Origin of the sequence: Streptacidiphilus alkalitolerans, assembly GCF_042511045.1 — a bacterium.
In the GTDB taxonomy this organism is placed as follows: domain Bacteria; phylum Actinomycetota; class Actinomycetes; order Streptomycetales; family Streptomycetaceae; genus Streptacidiphilus; species Streptacidiphilus alkalitolerans.
In genome coordinates this window covers 173,746-193,711 of record NZ_JBHEZX010000003.1, presented here as the reverse complement: position 1 = coordinate 193,711, position 19,966 = coordinate 173,746, and the positions used below count along the sequence as shown (strand labels likewise).

Genomic DNA, 19,966 nt, shown 5'->3' with positions numbered 1-19,966 from the left:
GGGCGGAGGGCACACCCCGTGTGTGACAGAGTGCTCAGATGAAAATCATGATCAACTAGTCGTAGAGCTGATCGGTCTTGCGCAGCAGGTCCGGGCGGAGGATCACCAGGCGGCGCCGGTGGGTGGCGATGATGCCGCGCTCCCGCAGCACCTTGAGCAGCCGGGTGACCGCCTCCCGGGAGGCCCCGACCGAGCCCGCCAGTTCCTGCTGGCTCAGCGGGACCGCCACCTCGATGCCCTCGTCGGTGCTGAACCCGTGGGTGCGGGCCAGTTCGAGCAGCAGTCCGGACAGCCGTTCGCTCACGGTGAGCGCGCCGAACTCCAGTCGGCGCCGGTCCCCGCTGCGCAGCCGGTCGACGGTCAGGCTGAGCAACTGCATGGCGGCGCTGGGCGTCCGCTCCAGATAGCCGGTGAAGTGGTCCTGGTCGACCGCGACCGCCTCGACCGTCTCCAGTGAGGTGACCGTCGCGGACCTGGGACGGCCGCTCACGGCGGCGGACTCCCCGACGATGTCGCCGGGACCCCTCAGCGCGAGCAGTGCCTCATAGCCGTTGACGGCGGAGACGGTCACTTTCAACCAGCCGTGCACGATCAGCAGGACATGGGCCGAGGGCTCCTCCTGCCGGATCACCACGGACCGGGTGGGGTAGTGGATGGTCCGGCCCAGGCTCAGTAAGGACTCCCGTTCGCCCTTTTCCAGACGTGCGAGGAAAGGCACCCGGTCGTCGAGGCTCCGGTCCTGGCGGGACACCGGTTTCCGGAGCGTCGTCGGTGAGTCGCTCTCGGCACCCCAGAAATCACCCATGCTCATGAATTCCCCCGATTGCCTTACGCCCCAAGGACGTTGGCTGGAAGAAACGAACGTACTCGGGTTTCGGAGCCGACTGCCAGCGATTCGGCGCCGTTGGGGGGTGGCGAATCAGATTCCCCGCATCAGCCGCTCTGCCAGGTCGTATACGGTCTCCGCGCCCCGGGCGCCGCCCCGGCGCAGTCGGGACAGATCGGGCATGCGCTGCTCGGCCCGGCGTTCGGGCGCGCGTTCGACCACGGTGACCCCGGTCTCCGCCTCAAGTACCGGTGCGTAACCGGCCGCGCGCAGTGCCTCCAGGGTGGCGGCGGGGGAGTGGGTGCTGATCAGCACCGTCGGCGCGATCCGGCGCAGCCCCACCTTGGCCAGCATCCGGCTCTTCGACAGCTCCAGCACCAGCGCCTCGTCGTCCGAGCGGACGCAGCAGGCCGAGCGCACCACCCGGACCCGGCCGTGGGTCCGCCCGGTGTCGCGGACCAGGTACTCCAGCGGCTGCGGCAGCGTGCCCTCGGCCACCTCCCGCAGCCCGGCCAGCAGGTCCTCCCCGGACAGCCCGCCGTCCAGGGCTCGGCGGACCGAGGCGGCGCTGAACCGCCACACCACCGCATGCCCCTCCGACTCCCGGTCGGCGGCCGAGCCCAGCAGCTCGGCCAGCTCCGCGGACGGCGCGCCCGAGGCGATGGCGGTCAGGTCGGCCTGGAACCGCGCGGTGCGCTGCGGCGGGGGCAGCAGCCCGGCCGCGGCCGTCCGCAGCCCGTCCACGGCCGGCCGGTAGTCCTCGCCGCCCGCGGCGATCCCCGGCACGGCCGGGAACCACTCGGCCGCGTCGGTGCCCAGCAGCTCCAGCACGGCGGTGCCGAGCGGGGTCAGCCTGCCGTGGGCGACGGCTCCCAGCAGTTCGGCCTCGCGCAGGGTGGCCAGCGTCCGTCCCTCGGCCGCGGGGCCGCCGCCCAGGCCGGCCGGGCAGAGCCAGCCGACCAGCCGCACCAGTTCGGCCAGGCCCGCGCTGCCGAGCCCGGCGGCGGGGCCGAGGCCCTGCCCGGGCGGCAGCGTCGCCAGGGCGGTCAGCAGCTGCCGCCGCAGCGGCACCGCGTCCGGATCCTGCGGGGCCACCAGCGCCACCGGGGTCTCCTCCCGGTGCTCCGGCCACCAGGTCAGCACCTCCGGCAGCACCGCCCAGACCGCCGCCAGCGGGACCAGCCGCTCGGCCGGCGGCCCGGCCAGCCAGGCGTCGTAGCGGCCGGTCGGCAGCAGCCGCAGCGGCCCGCTCGGCACCGCCGCGCGGCGGCCCCGGCCACGCGGCGCGAGGGCCTCGGAGGGCTCCTGGTACTCGCCGAGCAGGTCGGCGTTGTAGGCCAGGTCGATCCACAGCCGGGTCTGCTCCTCCTCCGCCCCGATCGCCTTGGCCAGCCGCCTGGTGTCCCGCACCGCCAGCCCGCCGACCTTGCGGATCGCCGGGGGAGCGGCGGCGCACGCGGCCAGCAGCAGTTCCGCCTTGCGGCTGGCCGAGGCGGCGGCCGACTGGGCCTCGCTCAGCGAGTCCGGGACCGGGCGCACCCCGGCCGCGAGCCGCGGCGGCTCGGGGTCGAAGCGCCCGGTGACCTTCCCGTCCGCGACCGCGTCGACCACCTCGTGGACCAGCTCCACCAGCTCCGGGCCGACCGGCGCCAGCATGCCGTGCTCGGCCAGCCAGTCCGCCTCGGCGGAGCCCGAACCACCGGGCCGCAGCTGGTACTTGGTGCCCGCGCCGTAGTGGAAGCCGCCGAGCGGGACGAAGCAGCGGGCCCGCAGCCGCGGCGCCTCCCGCACCAGCCGGTCGACCAGGCCGCGGACCTCCGGCGGCGCGGCGTCCAGCAGCGCCCGCACCCGCTCCCGGTCCGCCAGCAGGGCGGCCACCGCGGCCTGCGCGGCGTCGCGGTTGCGGACGGCGGGAAGGTCTAGACCGGCCGCGATCCGGTGCACCTCGGGGGCGTTGAAGGACTCGCTCATCAGCTGTGCGGCCGGACGGCTCAGCCCCACCGCCTCGGCCAGGTGCCGGTGCACAAAGGCCGGCAGCGCCAGTTCCCCGCCGTCGGCGGGCAGCACCAGCAGCAGCCGCCGCAGGGCCGCCAGCGTCCGTTCCACCGCCTGCCGCAGCCCGGGGTCGTCCCCGGCCAGGAAGTCCAGCAGGGCCGGCACCGCCACCGGCCGCTCGGACGGCTCCAGCTGGGTCCAGTACGGCTGCTCCCGCAGCACCCCGTGCCGCCGGGCGGCCAGCCACACCGCCCCGCCCAGCAGTTGCAGCGACGGTGTGTCCAGCCGGCCCACCGCCTCGGCCACCGAGCGGTCCTCCAGCAGTGCCGCGGCCAGCCGCTCCAGGCCGACCGACGCCGCGCCGGCCCGCGGCGAACCCGCGTGCTGCGAACCCGGGTACTGCGGCCCCGAGCCCGGGCGCAGCACGGTGGAGCGCACCCGGCGGGCGTCCAGCAGTTCGGCCAGCTCGTCACGGGTGAGCCCGGCGAGCCGCTCGGTCAGCAGGTGGAGGGTTTTCACGGGCGTTCTCCCGGGACGGAACCGTCGGATCACCCGACCGTAGCGCGGACCGGGGCCCGCTACCGCCGCAGCGCCGCGCCGTGCCCGCGCAGCTGCGCCTGGTCGGCGGCGGCCCGCCCCTGGGTCCAGCCCTCGTAGTCGCTGGCCCGGATCGCCCGGCCGGCCCGGGCGTTGGGGAACATCCGCTCGGTCGACTCGCGCACCGCCTCCTCCCGTGCCGCCAGCACCGGCAGCAGCGAGGGCCCGGCGTCCTCGCCCGGGCCGCCGCCCTCGGCCCGCAGCCCGGTCAGCGCCTCCTCGGTGGCCTGCGCGGTCGCCTCGGCCAGCCGCTCCCTGATCCGCGAGCCGTAGGAGATCAGGAACGACTGCCGGAACGACTTGGTCCGCGAGCCCCCGGCGGCGGCACCCTGTATTCCCGCACTGTTCATCGCGGTCGTCGCCTGCACCAGCAGCGAGGTGTAGAGCAGCTCCACCGCCTCCAGGTCGGCCGGGAAGCCGACCACGGTGCAGAAGCCCAGCTCCTTGGTCCACAGCGAGGTGGCCCGGTTGGCCTGGGCGACGGCGTCCAGCAGCAGCGCCTTGGGCGCCTCGTAGGGGTTGTCCACCCCGATCCGGCAGGCCCCCGGCTCGGCCCGGCTGCCCGAGGACGCGGCCAGCAGCGCCTCGTCGATGCTGTGCTGCGCCATCAGCTGCTGGGCCTTGGCGGTCAGCGCCTCGGCCTCGTCCGGGAACTCGGTCGACTCGGCCTTGGCCAGCAGCGCCCTGATCCGGCCCAGCATCCGCGGCTCGCTGCCGGTCTTCTGCACAAAGGAGACGGTCGAGCCGCCGCCGCGCGGGGCGGCCCCCGGCGGCGGGCCCAGCGGGGTCAGCGGAGGCAGCCGTCCGACCAGCCGGTACAGCTCCAGCAGCAGCGTCGCCACCGCGAACCGGTCCGCCCGCTCCCGCTCGGCGACCCCGGCCAGGAAGGCCTCGTCGTCCTCCCACCAGACCGCGGCCTCCAACTCGCGCAGCTGGTCCGACCAGCGCGGATCCAGCGCCGCCGCCGCGTAGCCGCGCACCTCGGCCGCGACCAGGTCCACCGCAAGCCGGGAGTGACGCAGGGTCAGTTCCCGGCGCACCGCCCGGGCCAGGTCGGCCGGCTGCCAGCCGGCCTGCCACAGCCGGGCCAGCAGCGCGCCGGTCACCAGCAGCACCGCCCTGCTGGTCCCGGGCCAGCGCGCGGCCGGCTCCGACAGCATGCTGGCGCCCTGGTCCAGGGCCAGGTCGTAGCCCCCCTCCGGGGCGTACAGCACACCGCCGCAGGCGGCCTCCACCAGCTCCCGCAGGGACGGCTCGGCGGCCCCGCCGCCGGGCGGGGCCGCCTGCTGCCGCGGCTGCTGCGGCGACTGCCGCGGACGCTCATGGGCAGCCTGCTCCCGCTTCCGCCCCCGGCGGTGCTCCTGGTTGCGCCTGCCCATCACAGTCCTCCTTCTTCCTGCCCGTACGGCCCCGTTCCTCCGCCCCATTGTCCAGGAGTCGCAGGCCGGGTACGCCCGGAGCCGGGACGACACGCGCTTGTGGCAAGCTGTCCTCCACTCACGTCCCATCGCGGAACCATCGACCGTCACACCCAGGGGTTGAACGAGCCATGGCTGGCCCTGCGATAACCCGCGCGCACCGCGCGCTCATCGGCGTGGTCGCCGCCGGCGCCTTCATCATCGCCGGTATCGGCTTCACCGGTTCCTACGCTGCGGTGCGCACCCTGGCCCTGCACAAGGGCTTCGGCACCTTCTCGTACGTCTTCCCGATCGGCGTGGACGTCGGCATCGCCGTCCTGCTCGCCCTGGACCTGGTGCTCACCTGGCTGCGGATCCCGTTCCCGCTGCTGCGGCAGACCGCCTGGCTGCTCACCGGCGCGACCGTGGTCTTCAACGCGGCCTCGTCCTGGGGCGATCCGCTGGCGATGGGCATGCACGCGATCATCCCGGTGCTCTTCGTGGTCGTGGTCGAGGCGGCCAGGCACGCCATCGGGCGGATGGCGGACATCACCGCGGACCGGCACATGGAGTCGGTCCGGCTGATGCGCTGGCTCCTCTCCCCGGTCCCCACCTTCCGGCTCTGGCGCCGGATGAAGTTGTGGGAGCTGCGCTCCTACGACGAGGTGGTCCGGCTGGAGCAGAACCGGCTGGTCTACCGCACCCACCTGCGGGCCCAGTACGGCCGCTCCTGGCGCCGGCAGGCCCCGATCGAGACCCTGCTGCCGCTGAAGCTGGCCAAGTACGGCGTCCCGCTGGACATGGAGGTGATCCGCCGGCTCCCTGCCCGGCCGCAGCCGGCCCCGGCCCTGGCCGCCCCCGCCGCGGTGGCGCCCGCCGCCGAGGAGCCCTTCGCCGCGCACCAGGCATTCCCGCAGCAGGCTTTCCCACAGCAGGCCTTCCCGGCCCAGCAGCCGCAGGCCGTGCATCCGCAGCAGCCCCGGCCCGGGCAGCCGCAGCCGGTGCAGCCGCCGGCCGTCCAGCCCCAGCCGCAGCCGCAGGGGGGCCCGGACCCGGTCGCGGTGGACGTGCTCACCAAGCTCGCCCTGCACCGCCACCGCCGGCCGCTGCACGACCCGGACACCACCGGCGGGCACACCGCCGACGAGCAGTCCGGGCAGCAGCAGCCGTCCCAGGGCTCGGTCAACGGCTCGCTCCGGGGCGTCGCCTGGATCCCCAAGCAGCACCCCGGCGACACCGACCCCGCCGCCGAGGAGGGACCGGAGGCCTGGTTCGCGCCCAAGACCGTCCCCGAGCCGGACCCGCACCCGGACTTCGTCCCGCCGTCCGAACTGCCGGCCGACCCCGACCCGGCCGCCGGCGCCGACCCGCTGGATGTCTACTTCGACGGCCTGGTCGCCTACCGCGAGGCGTACAACCACGACCCCGCGCCGGCCCAGCTCGCCCAGTACCTGTTCGAGGTGCAGGGCCTGACCGCCCCCGGCGGCGACCGGCCGATCAGCGCCGAGACCCTGCGCCGGGCCTGGCCGCAGCTGGAGCAGCGGTTCCTGGCCCGCTACGACGAGGTCGCGCAATAGGCCAGTGCCGCTGAGGATGTGTCACAACTCGTCGACAGCCTCGCGGGCACGATGCATGGAGCCCGATCGTCTTGCACTATGGGTTCCAGAACCCGTGCCCGCTGGCCGGCGCGCGGGGCGCATTCGGGGAGGTCGCCGTTGTCCACGAACCAGCCGCCGAGGCATCCGGTCCAGCCGTGGCAGGACGGTGTGCCGCTGGCCAAGCAGGCCGCGGACCCGCTGCCCGCGCATCCGCTGCCCGCGCAGCCGACGGTGGACGAGGTCGCGACCATGCGGGCCTCCCACGCCGACCGTGAGCGCACCGTCGACGTCCTCAAGTCGGCCTTCGCCGAGGGCCGGCTGACCTCGGAGGAGTACAACGGGCGGGTGGACCAGGTCTACCGCGCACAGACCTACGGCGAGCTGGCCGGGATCGTCCACGACCTGCCCAGCGGCCCGATGCCGACGCCCTACCTGGCCCCGGGCCCGGTCGTCCCGGTGCCCTTCGCCGCGTACCCGCCGCCGTACCAGCAGCAGGTGTACGGGGGGCCGCAGCCGTACATCTATGCGACGCCCGCGCCGGGGCCCTACGGTTACGGCTACACCCGCCCCTACGACCGCTACGGCAACCCCTTCGCCCCGCCGGTCGCCTACCGGCGTCCGAAGAACGGCCTGGCGGTCGCCTCGCTGGTGCTGGCCCTGACCGAGTTCGTGACCCTGGGCGCCACCGCGGTCCCGGCCCTCATCTGCGGCCACGTGGCGAAGTCGCAGCTGCGCCGGCGGGACGAGGAGGGCGACGGCATGGCCACCGCCGGGATCGTCCTGGGCTGGCTCGGGGTGGCGTTCTGGTTCCTGGTGATCTTCGTTTCGGCGGCGTCCGGCGCGCAGGGCGGCTGACCCTTCAGCGGCAGATCGTTGGACTTTTGCTTGCGGAGAGCAACCGTTCGTATGGCAAGGTGGTGCCGCTCGTACACACCCGACGATCTGCGGTTGAAGATGAGGACACCTTGACCACCACCGACCAACCGTCGATACGACCCCTGCCGGAGCCGGCCCAGCCGCCCGGGTCGGCCGAGCCGGCCAAGGGGTCCGCCCGGCCGCCGCGGCTGGCAGCGGTGGACCTGCTGCGACTGGTGGCCGCGCTGGCGGTGGCGTCGTTCCACTACATGGGCACCAACAATCCCGCGTTCTGGGGCGTCACGCCCCACGACTTCGCCTTCAAGGTGCACCGCGCCAGCATGTACGGGTGGCTGGGGGTCGAGGCGTTCTTCCTGATCAGCGGGTTCGTGATCTGCATGAGCGCCTGGGGCCGCACCCCCGGGCAGTTCGCGGTGTCCCGGCTCTCGCGGCTGTTTCCCGCGTACTGGTGCGCCATCATCCTCATCGTGCTGGTCACCGCCGTGACCCTGCGGGACAGCGGCCAACTCCGGGAGATCCTCGCGCCCCGCGCCGTCGTGGCGAACCTCAGCATGGCCCCGGGCCCGATGCACGTCGGTCTGCTCGACGGAGTGGCCTGGACGCTCTGGGTGGAGGGCCGCTTCTACCTGATCATGGCCGCGGTGCTGGTGTTCGGCTTCACCTACCGCAGGATGATGGCGTTCTGCACGATCTGGCTGGCCGTGGCGGTCATCGCCGGTGAGATCAAGAACACCATGCTCGACGAGGTGGCTCTCACCCCGTACGCGGGCCTCTTCGTCGCGGGCATCACCCTCTACCTGATGTACCGCTTCGGACAGAACCTCATGCTCTGGATGCTGATGGGCCTGGCCTGGACCTTCCAGCTCACCATGATGAACGGACGGGTGCTCACCCATGGTCTCGACTACGGCACGAGCCAGCATGTGTCCTGGAGCTTCTGCGCCCTGCTGCTGACCGGCTTCCTCGGGCTGCTGATGCTCTCCACCATCGGTCCGCTGGCCAGACTGCGCTGGCGCTGGCTGGTCACCGCCGGAGCGCTGACCTACCCGTTCTACCTCGTGCACCAGAGCATCGGCGTCCCGCTGGCCAAGGAACTGACCGCCCACGTACCCGGCCTGTCCCCCTGGCCCACCGTCACCCTGGCGCTCGCCGCGATGCTGGGGCTGTCCTGGCTGATGAACCGCCTCGTCGAGAACCCGTTCGGCAGGGTCATGCGCCGCCACCTGGCGAACGGCCTCAACGCCGGCGAAGTCCTGCGCACCAGGTCCTGATCCCGGACAGGATCGTGATCTGCCGCCGGAGCGCGGGCGGGCCCGCCGATTTCTATTTGTTTTGACCCGCGCCGATGCGCTAGGTACGCTCTGTCCTTGTGCCTGGGGTGTCCCCGGGTCTCTTGTGCGTGCGTGCATTTTCGCCGCCGCGTTCATGGGAACCGCGCTTCCACACCGCTCCTCCGCAAGGAGTCGAGTGGAGCGGGAGCGGCTCGACACACCCGACCTCGTGGGTCGGACGTCGACGTGACACAACCAGGGTAGATACACCAGCGATGGCACAAAGAAGACGGAGATAGCGTGCCTACGATTCAGCAGCTGGTCCGAAAGGGCCGGCAGGACAAGGTCGAGAAGAACAAGACGCCCGCACTGAAGGGTTCCCCGCAGCGCCGCGGCGTCTGCACGCGTGTGTACACGACCACCCCGAAGAAGCCGAACTCGGCGCTTCGCAAGGTCGCCCGCGTGCGCCTCACCAGTGGCATCGAGGTCACCGCCTACATTCCGGGCGAGGGTCACAACCTGCAGGAGCACTCGATCGTGCTCGTGCGTGGCGGTCGTGTGAAGGACCTGCCGGGTGTGCGTTACAAGATCATCCGCGGCTCCCTCGACACCCAGGGTGTCAAGAACCGCAAGCAGGCCCGCAGCCGCTACGGCGCCAAGAAGGAGAAGTAAACAATGCCTCGTAAGGGCCCCGCCCCGAAGCGCCCGGTCATCATCGACCCGGTTTACGGCTCCCCTGTGGTGACGTCGCTCGTCAACAAGATCCTGCTGCACGGCAAGCGCTCCACCGCTGAGCGCATCGTGTACGGCGCCCTCGAGGGCGTCCGCGAGAAGACCAACGCCGACCCGGTGGTCGCGCTCAAGCGCGCCCTGGAGAACGTGAAGCCGACCCTGGAGGTCAAGTCCCGCCGCGTCGGCGGTGCGACCTACCAGGTGCCGGTCGAGGTCAAGCCGGGCCGTGCCAACACCCTCGCGCTGCGCTGGCTCGTCGGCTACTCCCGCGCCCGTCGCGAGAAGACGATGACCGAGCGCCTGCTCAACGAGATCCTGGACGCGAGCAACGGTCTGGGCGCCTCGGTGAAGCGTCGCGAGGACACGCACAAGATGGCCGAGTCCAACAAGGCCTTCGCCCACTACCGCTGGTAGTCCGAACCCCGTCAGAAACAAGAAAGAGAGAGACGAGCCACCATGGCTGCAACCTCCCTTGACCTTGCCAGGGTCCGCAACATCGGGATCATGGCGCACATCGACGCGGGCAAGACGACCACCACCGAGCGGATCCTCTTCTACACCGGCGTCTCGTACAAGATCGGTGAGGTCCACGATGGCGCTGCCACCATGGACTGGATGGAGCAGGAGCAGGAGCGCGGCATCACGATCACGTCGGCCGCGACGACCTGTCACTGGTCGGTGGACGGCATTGAGAACACCATCAACATCATCGACACCCCGGGTCACGTGGACTTCACCGTAGAGGTGGAGCGTTCGCTGCGTGTCCTGGACGGTGCCGTGACGGTGTTCGACGGTGTCGCCGGCGTCGAGCCCCAGTCCGAGACCGTGTGGCGTCAGGCTGACCGCTACAACGTCCCGCGTATCTGCTTCATCAACAAGCTGGACCGTACCGGCGCGGAGTTCTTCCGTTGCGTCGACTCGATCGTCGACCGGCTGGGCGCAGTCCCGCTGGTCATGCAGCTGCCGGTGGGTGCCGAGGCCGACTTCGTCGGCGTCATCGACCTGGTCCGGATGAAGGCCCTGCTCTGGTCGGCCGAGGCCGCCAAGGGTGAGATGTACGACACCGTCGACATCCCGGCCACGCACACCGAGATCGCCGAGGAGTGGCGGGCGAAGCTCCTCGAGACCTCCGCCGAGGGCGACGACGAGCTGATGGAGCTGTTCCTGGAGGGCGAGGAGCCCACCGAGGAGCAGCTGGTCGCGGGCATTCGCCGCGGCACCATCGCCGGCAACTTCACCCCGGTCTTCTGCGGTACCGCGTTCAAGAACAAGGGCGTCCAGCCCCTGCTCGACGCGGTGGTCAACTACCTGCCGTCGCCGATCGACGTCGAAGGCGTCATGGGCCACAAGCCCGGCGACGAGACGGTGGAGATCTTCCGCAAGGCCTCGGACGACGAGCCGCTCGCGGCCCTGGCGTTCAAGATCATGTCCGACCCGCACCTGGGCAAGCTCACCTTCATCCGGATCTACTCCGGGCGTCTCGAGGCCGGCACCGCCGTCCTCAACTCGGTGAAGGGCCGCAAGGAGCGCATCGGCAAGATCTACCGCATGCACGCGAACAAGCGTGAGGAGATCGAGTCGGTCGGTGCCGGTGACATCGTCGCCGTCATGGGTCTCAAGCAGACCACCACCGGCGAGACCCTCAGCGACGACAAGAACCCGGTGATCCTGGAGTCCATGGACTTCCCGGCCCCGGTCATCCGCGTCGCGATCGAGCCGAAGTCGAAGGGCGACCAGGAGCGTCTGGGCGTCGCGATCCAGCGGCTGGCCGAGGAGGACCCGTCCTTCCAGGTCAACACCGACGAGGAGACCGGCCAGACCATCATCGCGGGTATGGGCGAGCTGCACCTCGAGGTGCTGGTCGACCGTATGAAGCGTGAGTTCCGGGTCGAGGCCAACGTCGGCAAGCCGCAGGTGGCCTACCGCGAGACGATCCGCAAGGCCGTCGAGCGCATCGACTACACGCACAAGAAGCAGACCGGTGGTTCGGGCCAGTTCGCGAAGATCCAGATCGCGATCGAGCCGCTGGAGTCCGGCGAGGGCTACGAGTTCGTCAACAAGGTCACCGGTGGCCGTGTGCCGAAGGAGTACATCCCCTCGGTGGACGCCGGCGCCCAGGAGGCGATGGAGTTCGGCACCCTTGCCGGCTACGCGCTCCAGGGTGTCCGAGTGATCCTGCTCGACGGTGCTTCGCACGATGTCGACTCCTCGGAGCTGGCGTTCAAGATCGCCGGTTCGATGGCGTTCAAGGAGGGTGTCCGCAAGGCGTCCCCCGTGCTGCTCGAGCCGATGATGGCCGTCGAGGTCACCACGCCCGAGGACTACATGGGCGATGTCATCGGCGACATCAACTCCCGCCGTGGCCAGATCCAGGCCATGGAGGAGCGCAGCGGTGCTCGCATCGTCAAGGCTCTGGTCCCGCTGTCCGAGATGTTCGGCTACGTCGGCGACCTGCGCAGCAAGACGTCGGGCCGCGCCAGCTACTCGATGACCTTCGACTCGTACGCCGAGGTTCCCCGGAACGTGGCGGAAGAGATCATCGCAAAGGCCAAGGGCGAATAAGGTCCCGGACATTCCGGTATCTATCACCCCTTAGGCTGTAGGAGGACGTTCGGAGTCCGCCGTCTCGACGGCGGCCTCCGGACCTCCTCCGGCCCCCACCCCCAGGGCCGGAACCGAGCGGCAGCCCCGCTGCCGGGACCGGCGCGAATCCAGACCACCTGACGTCGTACGGCGTACAGAACCAGTCCTCAGGAGGACCCCAGTGGCGAAGGCGAAGTTCGAGCGGACGAAGCCCCACGTCAACATCGGCACCATCGGTCACATCGACCACGGTAAGACGACCCTTACCGCGGCGATCACCAAGGTGCTGCACGACAAGTACCCGACCCTGAACGCGGCGTCGGCCTTCGACCAGATCGACAAGGCGCCGGAAGAGCGTCAGCGCGGTATCACCATCTCCATCGCGCACGTCGAGTACCAGACCGAGGCGCGTCACTACGCCCACGTCGACTGCCCCGGTCACGCGGACTACATCAAGAACATGATCACCGGTGCCGCGCAGATGGACGGCGCGATCCTCGTCGTCGCCGCCACCGACGGCCCGATGCCGCAGACCAAGGAGCACGTGCTCCTGGCCCGCCAGGTCGGCGTCCCCTCCATCGTCGTCGCCCTGAACAAGGCCGACATGGTGGACGACGAGGAGATCCTGGAGCTCGTCGAGCTCGAGGTCCGCGAGCTGCTCTCGGAGTACGAGTTCCCGGGCGACGACCTTCCGGTCGTGCGCGTCTCGGCGCTGAAGGCGCTCGAGGGCGACGCCGAGTGGGGCGCGAAGCTGATCGGCCTCATGGACGCGGTGGACGAGTTCATCCCCACCCCGGCCCGTGACGTCGAGAAGCCGTTCCTGATGCCGATCGAGGACGTCTTCACGATCACCGGTCGTGGCACCGTCGTCACCGGTCGTATCGAGCGTGGCGTGCTGAAGGTCAACGAGACCGTTGACATCATCGGCATCAAGGAGCAGAAGACCACCACCACGGTCACCGGCATCGAGATGTTCCGCAAGCTGCTCGACGAGGGCCAGGCGGGCGAGAACGTCGGCCTGCTGCTCCGTGGCATCAAGCGCGAGGACGTCGAGCGCGGCCAGGTCATCATCAAGCCGGGTACGGTCACGCCGCACACCGACTTCGAGGCCCAGTCGTACATCCTGTCGAAGGACGAGGGTGGTCGTCACACCCCCTTCTTCAACAACTACCGTCCGCAGTTCTACTTCCGCACCACGGACGTGACCGGCGTCGTGACCCTCCCCGAGGGCACCGAGATGGTCATGCCCGGCGACAACACCGCCATGACGGTCGCGCTGATCCAGCCGATCGCCATGGAGGAGGGCCTGAAGTTCGCCATCCGTGAGGGTGGCCGGACCGTCGGCGCTGGCCAGGTCACCAAGATCATCAAGTAATTGATGCTCTGACCTGGCTGCGGTAGCAGCACAGCGTGAGGGGCCCAGCCACATCCCAGGGATGCGGCTGGGCCCCTTCGCTGTTGCCGGAGGCGCCCCACGCCGCCTCATGAAGCCCGCGGCCCAACGGCTAAACTGCCTGGGCCACGCCCCGTAGTTGTCACCCTCTCCGACTGGATACCCCGGCATGACGACCATTGACATCATGTTGCCGTACTACGGCGATGTCGCCCTGATGCAGGCTGCCGTTCGCAGCATCCAGGCGCAGACCGATCCGGACTGGCGCCTGCAGGTGGTCGACGACGGCAAGGAGCCGGGCGTGCCCGAGTGGTTCGCCGCCCTCGGCGACGAGCGGGTGACCTACCAGCGCAACGAGCAGAACCTGGGCGTCACCGGAAACTACGACAAGTGCCTCGGCCTGGTGGACGCCGAGCACTTCGTCATGATGGGCACGGACGACATCATGCTGCCCGGTTATGTCGCCGCGGTGCGCGCGGCGCTGGCGGAGTTCCCCGGCAGCGCGATGGTGCAGCCCGGCGTCCAGGTGATCGACGGCCAGGGCAAGCCCAGCACCACCCTGGCCGACGAGTCCAAGCGTCGGCTGTACGCCCCTCGGTTCAGCGGCCGGAAGCTCATGGGCGGGGAGCAGTTGGCGGTCAGCCTGCTGCGCGGCAACTGGCTGTACTTCCCCTCGATCTGCTGGCGCACCGAAGCGGTGCGGAAGATGGGCTTCAGGCCCGGCCTGGAGATCATCCAGGACCTCGCCCTGGTCATCGACCTGCTGCGGGACGGCGAGCAGATGATCGTCGACGACACCCTGTGCTTCCAGTACCGCCGTCATGCCGTCAGCATCTCCTCCGCCACCGCGTTCTCCGGCAGCCGTTTCACCGAGTCGCGCCGCTACTTCCTGGACGAGGCGCAGCGGATGGAGGAGATGGGCTGGACCCGGGCGGCCAAGGCGTCCAGGCTGCACCTCTCCTCCCGCATCCATGCGATGACCCTGGTACCGGGTGCGCTGCGGGCGGGTCGGCGCGACGGTGCCCGTACCCTGTTCAGGTACGCCGCGGGCCCGGCCCGACGTATCTAGGACCAACGCCACGAGCGTGCAAGTGCAGGAGTTGAGCGCATGATTGACCAGGAACGCCGTCGGATCGCGGTGCTGGGCGGGACCGGCTTCATCGGACGGGCCCTCTGCGAGGCCCTCAGCGGCGCCGGCGACGAGGTCTTCGCCTTCGCCAGGAACGAGCCGGCCGTCCTGCCCGCGGGCTCGTTCCGCCGCTTCGACCTCGGTACCGGTACCCCGGCCGAGCTCGCCGAGATCCTGCGCGCCGACGGGGTCGACACGGTCGTCAACGCGGCCGGCGGCATGTGGGGGCTGACCGACGAGCAGATGGTCGACGCCAACGTGGGTATGGTCCGCCGGATCATGGAGGCGCTGACGCTGCTTCAGGGACCGGTCAGGCTGGTCCAGTTGGGCTCGGTGCACGAGTACGGCCTGGCCCCGGTCGGAACGGTCCAGTCCGAGGACTTCGAGCCCCGCCCGCAGATGGTCTACGGCGAGCTCAAGTTGGAGTCCACCCGGTTGATCGCGGAGGCCGTGTCCGCGGGCGAACTGGACGCGGTGGTGCTGCGGGTGGGCAATGTGGTGGGGGCCGGGCAGCCGGGCCACAGCCTGCTGGGTGTGATGGCCCGCAAGCTGGCCGAGGCGTCGGCGGCCGGCGTTCCGGCGGAGCTCACGCTCGCCCCGCTCACCGCCCGGCGGGACTTCCTCGGGCTGGCCGACGCGGTGCTCGCCGTCTCGGCCGCGATCCGCGCCGCCGCACCCGCTCCGGTGGTCAATGTCGGCCGGGGCGAGGGCGTCTCCGCCCGCACCATGGTGGAACTGCTGATCGAGGTCAGCGGGGTGCCCACGGTCGTCACCGAGGACCCGGGCCCGGTCGGCGCGGGTCCTGAGACGGACTGGCAGTGCCTGGACGCCGGGTTGGCCCGGCGGACCCTGGGCTGGGAGCCGCTGGAGCCGCTGTCCGCCGCGGTGAAGGGCCTGTGGCAGGCCGTTGCGAGCGAGCAGGGCTGAGCAGGCGGGTCAGCGGCGGGACTGAGGGCGGTCCGTCGTCCGGGCGGACCGCCCCTCCCGTTCAGGCCTTGCGGACGAGTAGGAAGACCGTGATCCCGGAGACGGTCCTGCGCTCCTGCACGGTGTAGTGCGGGCGCAGCACGGCCGACTGGTTGGCGGGCACCGAGGAGAAGGCGTCCTTGACGTCGCCCACCGCCACCAGCCAGAGCCTCGGGTGGTCGCCCAGGCAGGCCGCCGGGTCCTTGCAGAAGGTGAACCAGAGGTCGTTGCGCCGGGTCGCGGTCTCGCCGACGAACAGGGTCGGCGGCTGGACGTCGGAGGGCAGGTAGTAGGGGATCCCCACGCTCTCCTCCCACCACACCGAGTACTTCTGCCCGTAGACCATGCCGTCGCCCGGCCGGTAGCCGGCGGCCACGATGCCGGCGGCGGCGCGGTAGTCCAGCGGGGTGAACCACAGCGGGTCGGGATAGGTGTACTCGGCGTGGGACAGCGGCGCGTGCATGTCGCGCTGGGCCGGGGCGGCCACCGCGGCCACCGCCAGGGTCAGCGGTACCAGGTACCGGGTGCGCAGGCTGCCGAGGCCGGCCCCGACCAGCAGTGCGGAGGGGGGCAGCAGGAAGAACAGGTACTTGGACAGGTAGTACGAGCTGCTGCCGTGCGAGACCCCCCAGACCAGCAGCCAGGGGATGAAGACCATGCCGACCACGGCGAGGACCTCGCCGCGCGGCTTGCGCAGCAGCGCGGGCAGGGCCAGCAGCAGGAGCAGCAGCACCAGCAGCAGCGAGCCGAATATCTGCGGCCAGATGGTGGCCAGGCCGTGGACGGTGGGCTTGGGGACCCAGCCGATCTGGCGTTTCGACTGCTCCCCGCCCAGGTGCAGGACCGGGTACACCAGCACGACGGCGCCGACGGCGGAGGCGGTGAAGCCGACCAGCAGCCGCCGGGCCCTGGTCTCCCTGAACCGCACCAGCACCAGCAGCGCGTGCCCGGCCAGGAAGGTGAGTGCCACCAGGTTGAAGTAGCCCACCAGCCCCACCGAGAGCGTGTAGACCACCCAGCGGAGCGGCCCGGGGCGCTCCAGCGCCCGCACCAGCAGCAGCAGGGCCAGCGCGGAGCTCATCACGACCAGGGCGTAGGAGCGGGTCTCCTGCCCGTACCTGGCGACGGTGGGGAGCAGGGCGAAGACCAGCCCGGCCGCGATTCCCGACCGGTCTCCGAACAGCTTCTTACCGACCACGGCGGTGCAGACGGTGGCGGCCACCATCGCCATCGCCGAGGGGAAGCGGATGGCGAAGGGGGAGTCCCCGACCAGGGAGACCCAGAAGTGCAGGGAGAGGTAGTAGGCGCCGTGCACCGCGTCCACGTTGTGCAGCGTGGCCAGGATCTGACCGGTCGATCGGTTGACCACGCTGATGGTGGCCAACTCGTCGTGCCACATCACCGGGCCGCCGAGGTTGTAGAGCGTCAGCGCCGCTGCCACCAGGGCCGGCCAGAGCCAGACCGCCCCGAGCAGCTTTCGGACCGGTGAGCCCGCAGGGGGCGCGGTACCGGTGTCCGTGGCGGGGCCGGTGCCTGGAGCCCGACGGTTGCCGCCCTCGGTGACGGGCGTACCAGGTGCGCTTGTCAACGGATTCCTCAATAGCTGGAGAGGGAGATTCCCGCCCTATGCTAGGGGCAGTCGAACAGCGGCACGCGTCGGCCGGTCCGACTCGATGCCGCGCTGCCTCCGGGGGGCGGCTAGGCTGTCCGCCACCGCCTGCGGTGACGGCGGCGACACGATACCCCGCAGCGAGACACGAGGACGAAACCCACGATGTCCACAGCTACTGCTGAGAGTAACCCGCGCCGGGCCTGGCTGAGGTCCCGGGGAACAGTGGGGGCGCTGCTGTCCGGCAGGGCCAATGCGTTCGGGCTGCTCAGGCTGGTGCTGGCGACCTCTGTGGTCTACGCGCACGTCTACCCGCTGGGCTACAACTCCGAGGACCCGCTCTGGGGGATCAGCGGCCACCAGACGGATGTCGGCAAGATGGCCGTGGTCGGTTTCTTCGTGCTCTCCGGCTTCATGATCACTTCCAGCGGCCGGCGCCTGGGCATCGGCCGCTACTCCTGGCACCGGGCCCTGCGGATCCTCCCCGGGCTGTGGGTCTGCGTGCTGGTCACGGCGCTGGTGGTCGGCCCGCTCCTGTTCATGCACCTGCACGGCACCACCAGCGGCTACTGGCACCACCACCCGGACGGCCCCTTCGCCTACATCAAGGGGATGGCCACCACCGCCATCGCCTCCGGCTACGACATCTCCGGGGTGATGCGGACCGGGGTCCAGCGCGGCCTGCTGCACAACGCCGCCTTCGACGGGGCGCTGTGGTCACTGAAGTACGAACTGCTCTGCTACGTCATCGTGGGCATCTTCGCGGCGGGCGGCGCGCTCAAGCGCGCTCCGAGGACGGTGCTGCTGGCCACCCTGGGGCTGTACGCCAGCATGTGGGCCAACACCTGGCACGCCTCCACCCTCCGCGGCCCCTCGAACGAGCCCGCGGTCTACCTCCGGGTGCCGATCCTCGGCCAGGCGAGCAGCCACTACATCATCTACCTGACCTTCGCCTTCCTGCTCGGCGGCTGCTTCCAGCTGTTCCGCGACAAGATCCCGGTGAACGACGTGCTGGGGGTGCTGTCCGCGCTGGTGGTGCTGGCGACGTTCCGCTGGGGCATGTTCACCGTGGTCGGCTACCCGGCCTTCGCCTACATGCTGATCTGGCTGGGGCTGCGGCTGCCCAAGCAGGTGCACTGGGTGGGGCGGAAGAACGACTACTCCTACGGCATCTACATCTACGGATTCGTGGTGGAGCAGGTGCTGTGCATGTACGGCGCCAGCCACTGGGGGGCGCCGCGCTACTTCGGCGTCTCGCTGGCCCTGACGGCGGCCGTGGCCTTCCTGTCCTGGCACCTGGTCGAGAAGCAGGCGATGCGGCTGAAGGACTGGAGCCCGAACCGGCCCGGCTGGACGCCGGGGCGGTCGCGCCGCCGGGCCGAGGCCCGGAACGGAACCCGGGACGAAACCCAGGGCGGGCTTCCGGCGGCGGACCCGCCGAGCAATGTGGCGGTCGGCCAGGGCGCCTGAATCGCACGGGCCCCGGCCGGTCCTTCCTCAGGAGCGGCCGAGGCCCCCGGTGTAGGCCGTGCAGACCGCGTAGTCCGGCAGCAGTCCTGAGGCGACGGCCTCCGCCAGCGAAGGGGCCTCGGTGTCACGGGCGGACAGCTGCGGGGCACCGGCGGGCCACTCGATGCCCAGGTCCGGGTCCAGCGGATGCACGGTGTGCTCGCCGGTGGGGTTGTAGGTCGTCGAGCAGAGGTACGACAGGGTGGCATCGTCCTCCAGCGCGCAGAAGCCGTGCCCCAGGCCCTCGGAGATGTAGACGGCGCGGCGCTCGGTCGCGTCCAGCACGACGCCCTCCCAGCGCCCGAAGGTCGGGGAGCCGACCCGCAGGTCCACGATCACGTCGAGCACCGAGCCGCGGACACAGGTCACGTACTTGGCCTGGCCCTCGGGGACGTCGGCGAAGTGGATCCCGCGGACCACGTCCTTCGCCGAGACCGACATGTTCGCCTGGGCGAGCCGGAGCGGATGCCCGACCGCCTCGGCCAGCAGGTCGAACCGGTACCACTCCATGAACATGCCCCGGGGGTCGCCGTGCTGCTGGGGGGTGATCTCCCAGGCGCCCTCGATGCTCAGCGGGCTGATCTTCACACCTTGTTCCTCTCCTCGTTCACCAAATCCACCAGGTACTGCCCGTAGCCGCTCTTCAGCAGCGGCTGGGCCAGTTCGAGCAGCTGCTCGGTGTCGACCAGGCCCATCCGCCAGGCCACCTCCTCGACGCATCCCACCTTGAGGCCCTGCCGCTGCTCGACCACCCTGACGTACTCCGAGGCCTGGACCAGGGAGTCGAAGGTGCCGGTGTCCAGCCAGGCGGTGCCGCGGTCCAGCACGGTCACATGGAGTTCACCCTGCCGGAGGTAGGTCTCATTGACGGCGGTGATCTCCAGCTCGCCGCGCGCGCTCGGCTTGAGCTCGCGCGCTATCGCGACCACGCGGTTGTCGTAGAAGTAGAGCCCGGGGACGGCGTAGCGGGACTTCGGCTTCTCCGGCTTCTCCTCAATGGAGATCACCGTGCCCTCGCTGTCGAACTCGACGACGCCGAGCGCGGTGGGGTCGGCCACCGGGTACGCGAAGATGCGCCCGCCGACCAGCGGGCCGTGGGTGGAGAGCCGGATACCGAGACCGCTGCCGTGGAAGATGTTGTCGCCGAGGACCAGGGCCACCGACTCGTCACCGATGAAGTCGGCGCCGAGGACGAACGCCTGGGCGATGCCCTCGGGGCGCTCCTGGACCGTGTACTCCAGACGCAGGCCCCACTGGGACCCGTCGCCGAGCAGCCGCTGGAACTGGTCCTGGTCCTGCGGGGTGGTGATGATCAGGATCTCCCTGACCCCCGCCATCATCAGGGTGGTCAGCGGGTAGTAGATCATCGGTTTGTCGAAGACGGGCATGAGCTGCTTGGACACGGCCCGGGTGAGGGGCCAGAGTCGGGAGCCGGTGCCGCCGGCCAAGAGGATTCCACGCATGGGGGAAGCTTATGGGCTGCGG

At 70.7% G+C, this 19,966-nt stretch carries 16 protein-coding genes; 10 read left to right on the top strand and 6 right to left on the bottom strand.

The window, feature by feature from the left end; translation table 11 throughout:
• Positions 1 to 55 precede the first annotated feature (55 nt).
• The 3 genes from ACEZDG_RS07660 to ACEZDG_RS07650 all read right to left on the bottom strand — a co-directional run bounded on the left by ACEZDG_RS07660 (position 56) and on the right by ACEZDG_RS07650 (position 4,797).
• The gene (locus tag ACEZDG_RS07660) at positions 56 to 805 is read right to left on the bottom strand and encodes a Crp/Fnr family transcriptional regulator (RefSeq protein WP_380504359.1); all 750 of its coding nucleotides are present in this window, start codon (positions 803 to 805) and stop codon (positions 56 to 58) included.
• Between the two features lie 114 nt (positions 806 to 919).
• Positions 920 to 3,340, bottom strand: a complete 2,421-nt coding sequence (locus tag ACEZDG_RS07655; protein WP_380504356.1) for a helicase-associated domain-containing protein — start codon at positions 3,338 to 3,340, stop codon at positions 920 to 922.
• Between the two features lie 59 nt (positions 3,341 to 3,399).
• Positions 3,400 to 4,797 carry a DUF2786 domain-containing protein gene (locus tag ACEZDG_RS07650; RefSeq protein ID WP_380504353.1) on the bottom strand — a complete coding sequence of 466 codons (1,398 nt, stop codon included), beginning with the start codon at positions 4,795 to 4,797 and terminating at the stop codon, positions 3,400 to 3,402.
• A 170-nt stretch (positions 4,798 to 4,967) separates the two neighbouring features.
• Between ACEZDG_RS07650 and ACEZDG_RS07645 the strand changes: the two genes are divergently transcribed.
• The 9 genes from ACEZDG_RS07645 (at position 4,968) to ACEZDG_RS07605 (ending at position 15,324) form a co-directional block, all read left to right on the top strand.
• Positions 4,968 to 6,392 (top strand): DUF2637 domain-containing protein, encoded by a 1,425-nt coding sequence (locus ACEZDG_RS07645; protein WP_380504350.1) that lies wholly within the window; start codon positions 4,968 to 4,970, stop codon positions 6,390 to 6,392.
• Positions 6,393 to 6,530: 138 nt separating this feature from the next.
• Complete coding sequence (locus ACEZDG_RS07640) at positions 6,531 to 7,268, top strand: DUF1707 and DUF4190 domain-containing protein (RefSeq protein WP_380504347.1); 738 nt, start codon at positions 6,531 to 6,533, stop codon at positions 7,266 to 7,268.
• A 110-nt stretch (positions 7,269 to 7,378) separates the two neighbouring features.
• A complete protein-coding gene (locus tag ACEZDG_RS07635; RefSeq protein WP_380504344.1) occupies positions 7,379 to 8,560 on the top strand; it encodes an acyltransferase family protein in 1,182 nt (393 codons plus the stop codon).
• A gap of 300 nt (positions 8,561 to 8,860) precedes the next feature.
• Positions 8,861 to 9,232 carry a 30S ribosomal protein S12 gene (gene rpsL, locus ACEZDG_RS07630; protein WP_014144289.1) on the top strand — a complete coding sequence of 124 codons (372 nt, stop codon included), beginning with the start codon at positions 8,861 to 8,863 and terminating at the stop codon, positions 9,230 to 9,232.
• Positions 9,233 to 9,235: 3 nt separating this feature from the next.
• Positions 9,236 to 9,706, top strand: coding sequence for a 30S ribosomal protein S7 (gene rpsG, locus ACEZDG_RS07625; RefSeq protein ID WP_123497064.1), 471 nt, complete (start codon positions 9,236 to 9,238; stop codon positions 9,704 to 9,706).
• A gap of 42 nt (positions 9,707 to 9,748) precedes the next feature.
• Entirely contained in the window at positions 9,749 to 11,854 is a 2,106-nt protein-coding gene (fusA, locus tag ACEZDG_RS07620) for an elongation factor G (RefSeq protein ID WP_380504340.1), read from the top strand.
• Positions 11,855 to 12,056: 202 nt separating this feature from the next.
• The gene (gene tuf, locus ACEZDG_RS07615; protein ID WP_380504337.1) at positions 12,057 to 13,250 is read left to right on the top strand and encodes an elongation factor Tu; all 1,194 of its coding nucleotides are present in this window, start codon (positions 12,057 to 12,059) and stop codon (positions 13,248 to 13,250) included.
• 187 nt (positions 13,251 to 13,437) lie between these two features.
• Positions 13,438 to 14,337 carry a glycosyltransferase family 2 protein gene (locus ACEZDG_RS07610; RefSeq protein WP_380504334.1) on the top strand — a complete coding sequence of 300 codons (900 nt, stop codon included), beginning with the start codon at positions 13,438 to 13,440 and terminating at the stop codon, positions 14,335 to 14,337.
• Between the two features lie 39 nt (positions 14,338 to 14,376).
• Positions 14,377 to 15,324 carry an NAD-dependent epimerase/dehydratase family protein gene (locus ACEZDG_RS07605; protein ID WP_380504331.1) on the top strand — a complete coding sequence of 316 codons (948 nt, stop codon included), beginning with the start codon at positions 14,377 to 14,379 and terminating at the stop codon, positions 15,322 to 15,324.
• A 61-nt stretch (positions 15,325 to 15,385) separates the two neighbouring features.
• Here ACEZDG_RS07605 and ACEZDG_RS07600 read toward each other — a convergent pair whose 3' ends face one another.
• Complete coding sequence (locus tag ACEZDG_RS07600) at positions 15,386 to 16,951, bottom strand: glycosyltransferase family 39 protein (RefSeq protein ID WP_380504328.1); 1,566 nt, start codon at positions 16,949 to 16,951, stop codon at positions 15,386 to 15,388.
• A gap of 246 nt (positions 16,952 to 17,197) precedes the next feature.
• Between ACEZDG_RS07600 and ACEZDG_RS07595 the strand changes: the two genes are divergently transcribed.
• Positions 17,198 to 18,442, top strand: coding sequence for an acyltransferase family protein (locus ACEZDG_RS07595; protein ID WP_380504325.1), 1,245 nt, complete (start codon positions 17,198 to 17,200; stop codon positions 18,440 to 18,442).
• 27 nt (positions 18,443 to 18,469) lie between these two features.
• Here the strand turns inward: ACEZDG_RS07595 and rfbC are convergent, their stop codons facing one another.
• Positions 18,470 to 19,063 carry a dTDP-4-dehydrorhamnose 3,5-epimerase gene (gene rfbC, locus ACEZDG_RS07590; RefSeq protein WP_380505444.1) on the bottom strand — a complete coding sequence of 198 codons (594 nt, stop codon included), beginning with the start codon at positions 19,061 to 19,063 and terminating at the stop codon, positions 18,470 to 18,472.
• A gap of 2 nt (positions 19,064 to 19,065) precedes the next feature.
• A complete protein-coding gene (rfbA, locus tag ACEZDG_RS07585) occupies positions 19,066 to 19,944 on the bottom strand; it encodes a glucose-1-phosphate thymidylyltransferase RfbA (protein ID WP_380504322.1) in 879 nt (292 codons plus the stop codon).
• Positions 19,945 to 19,966: the final 22 nt, after the last annotated feature.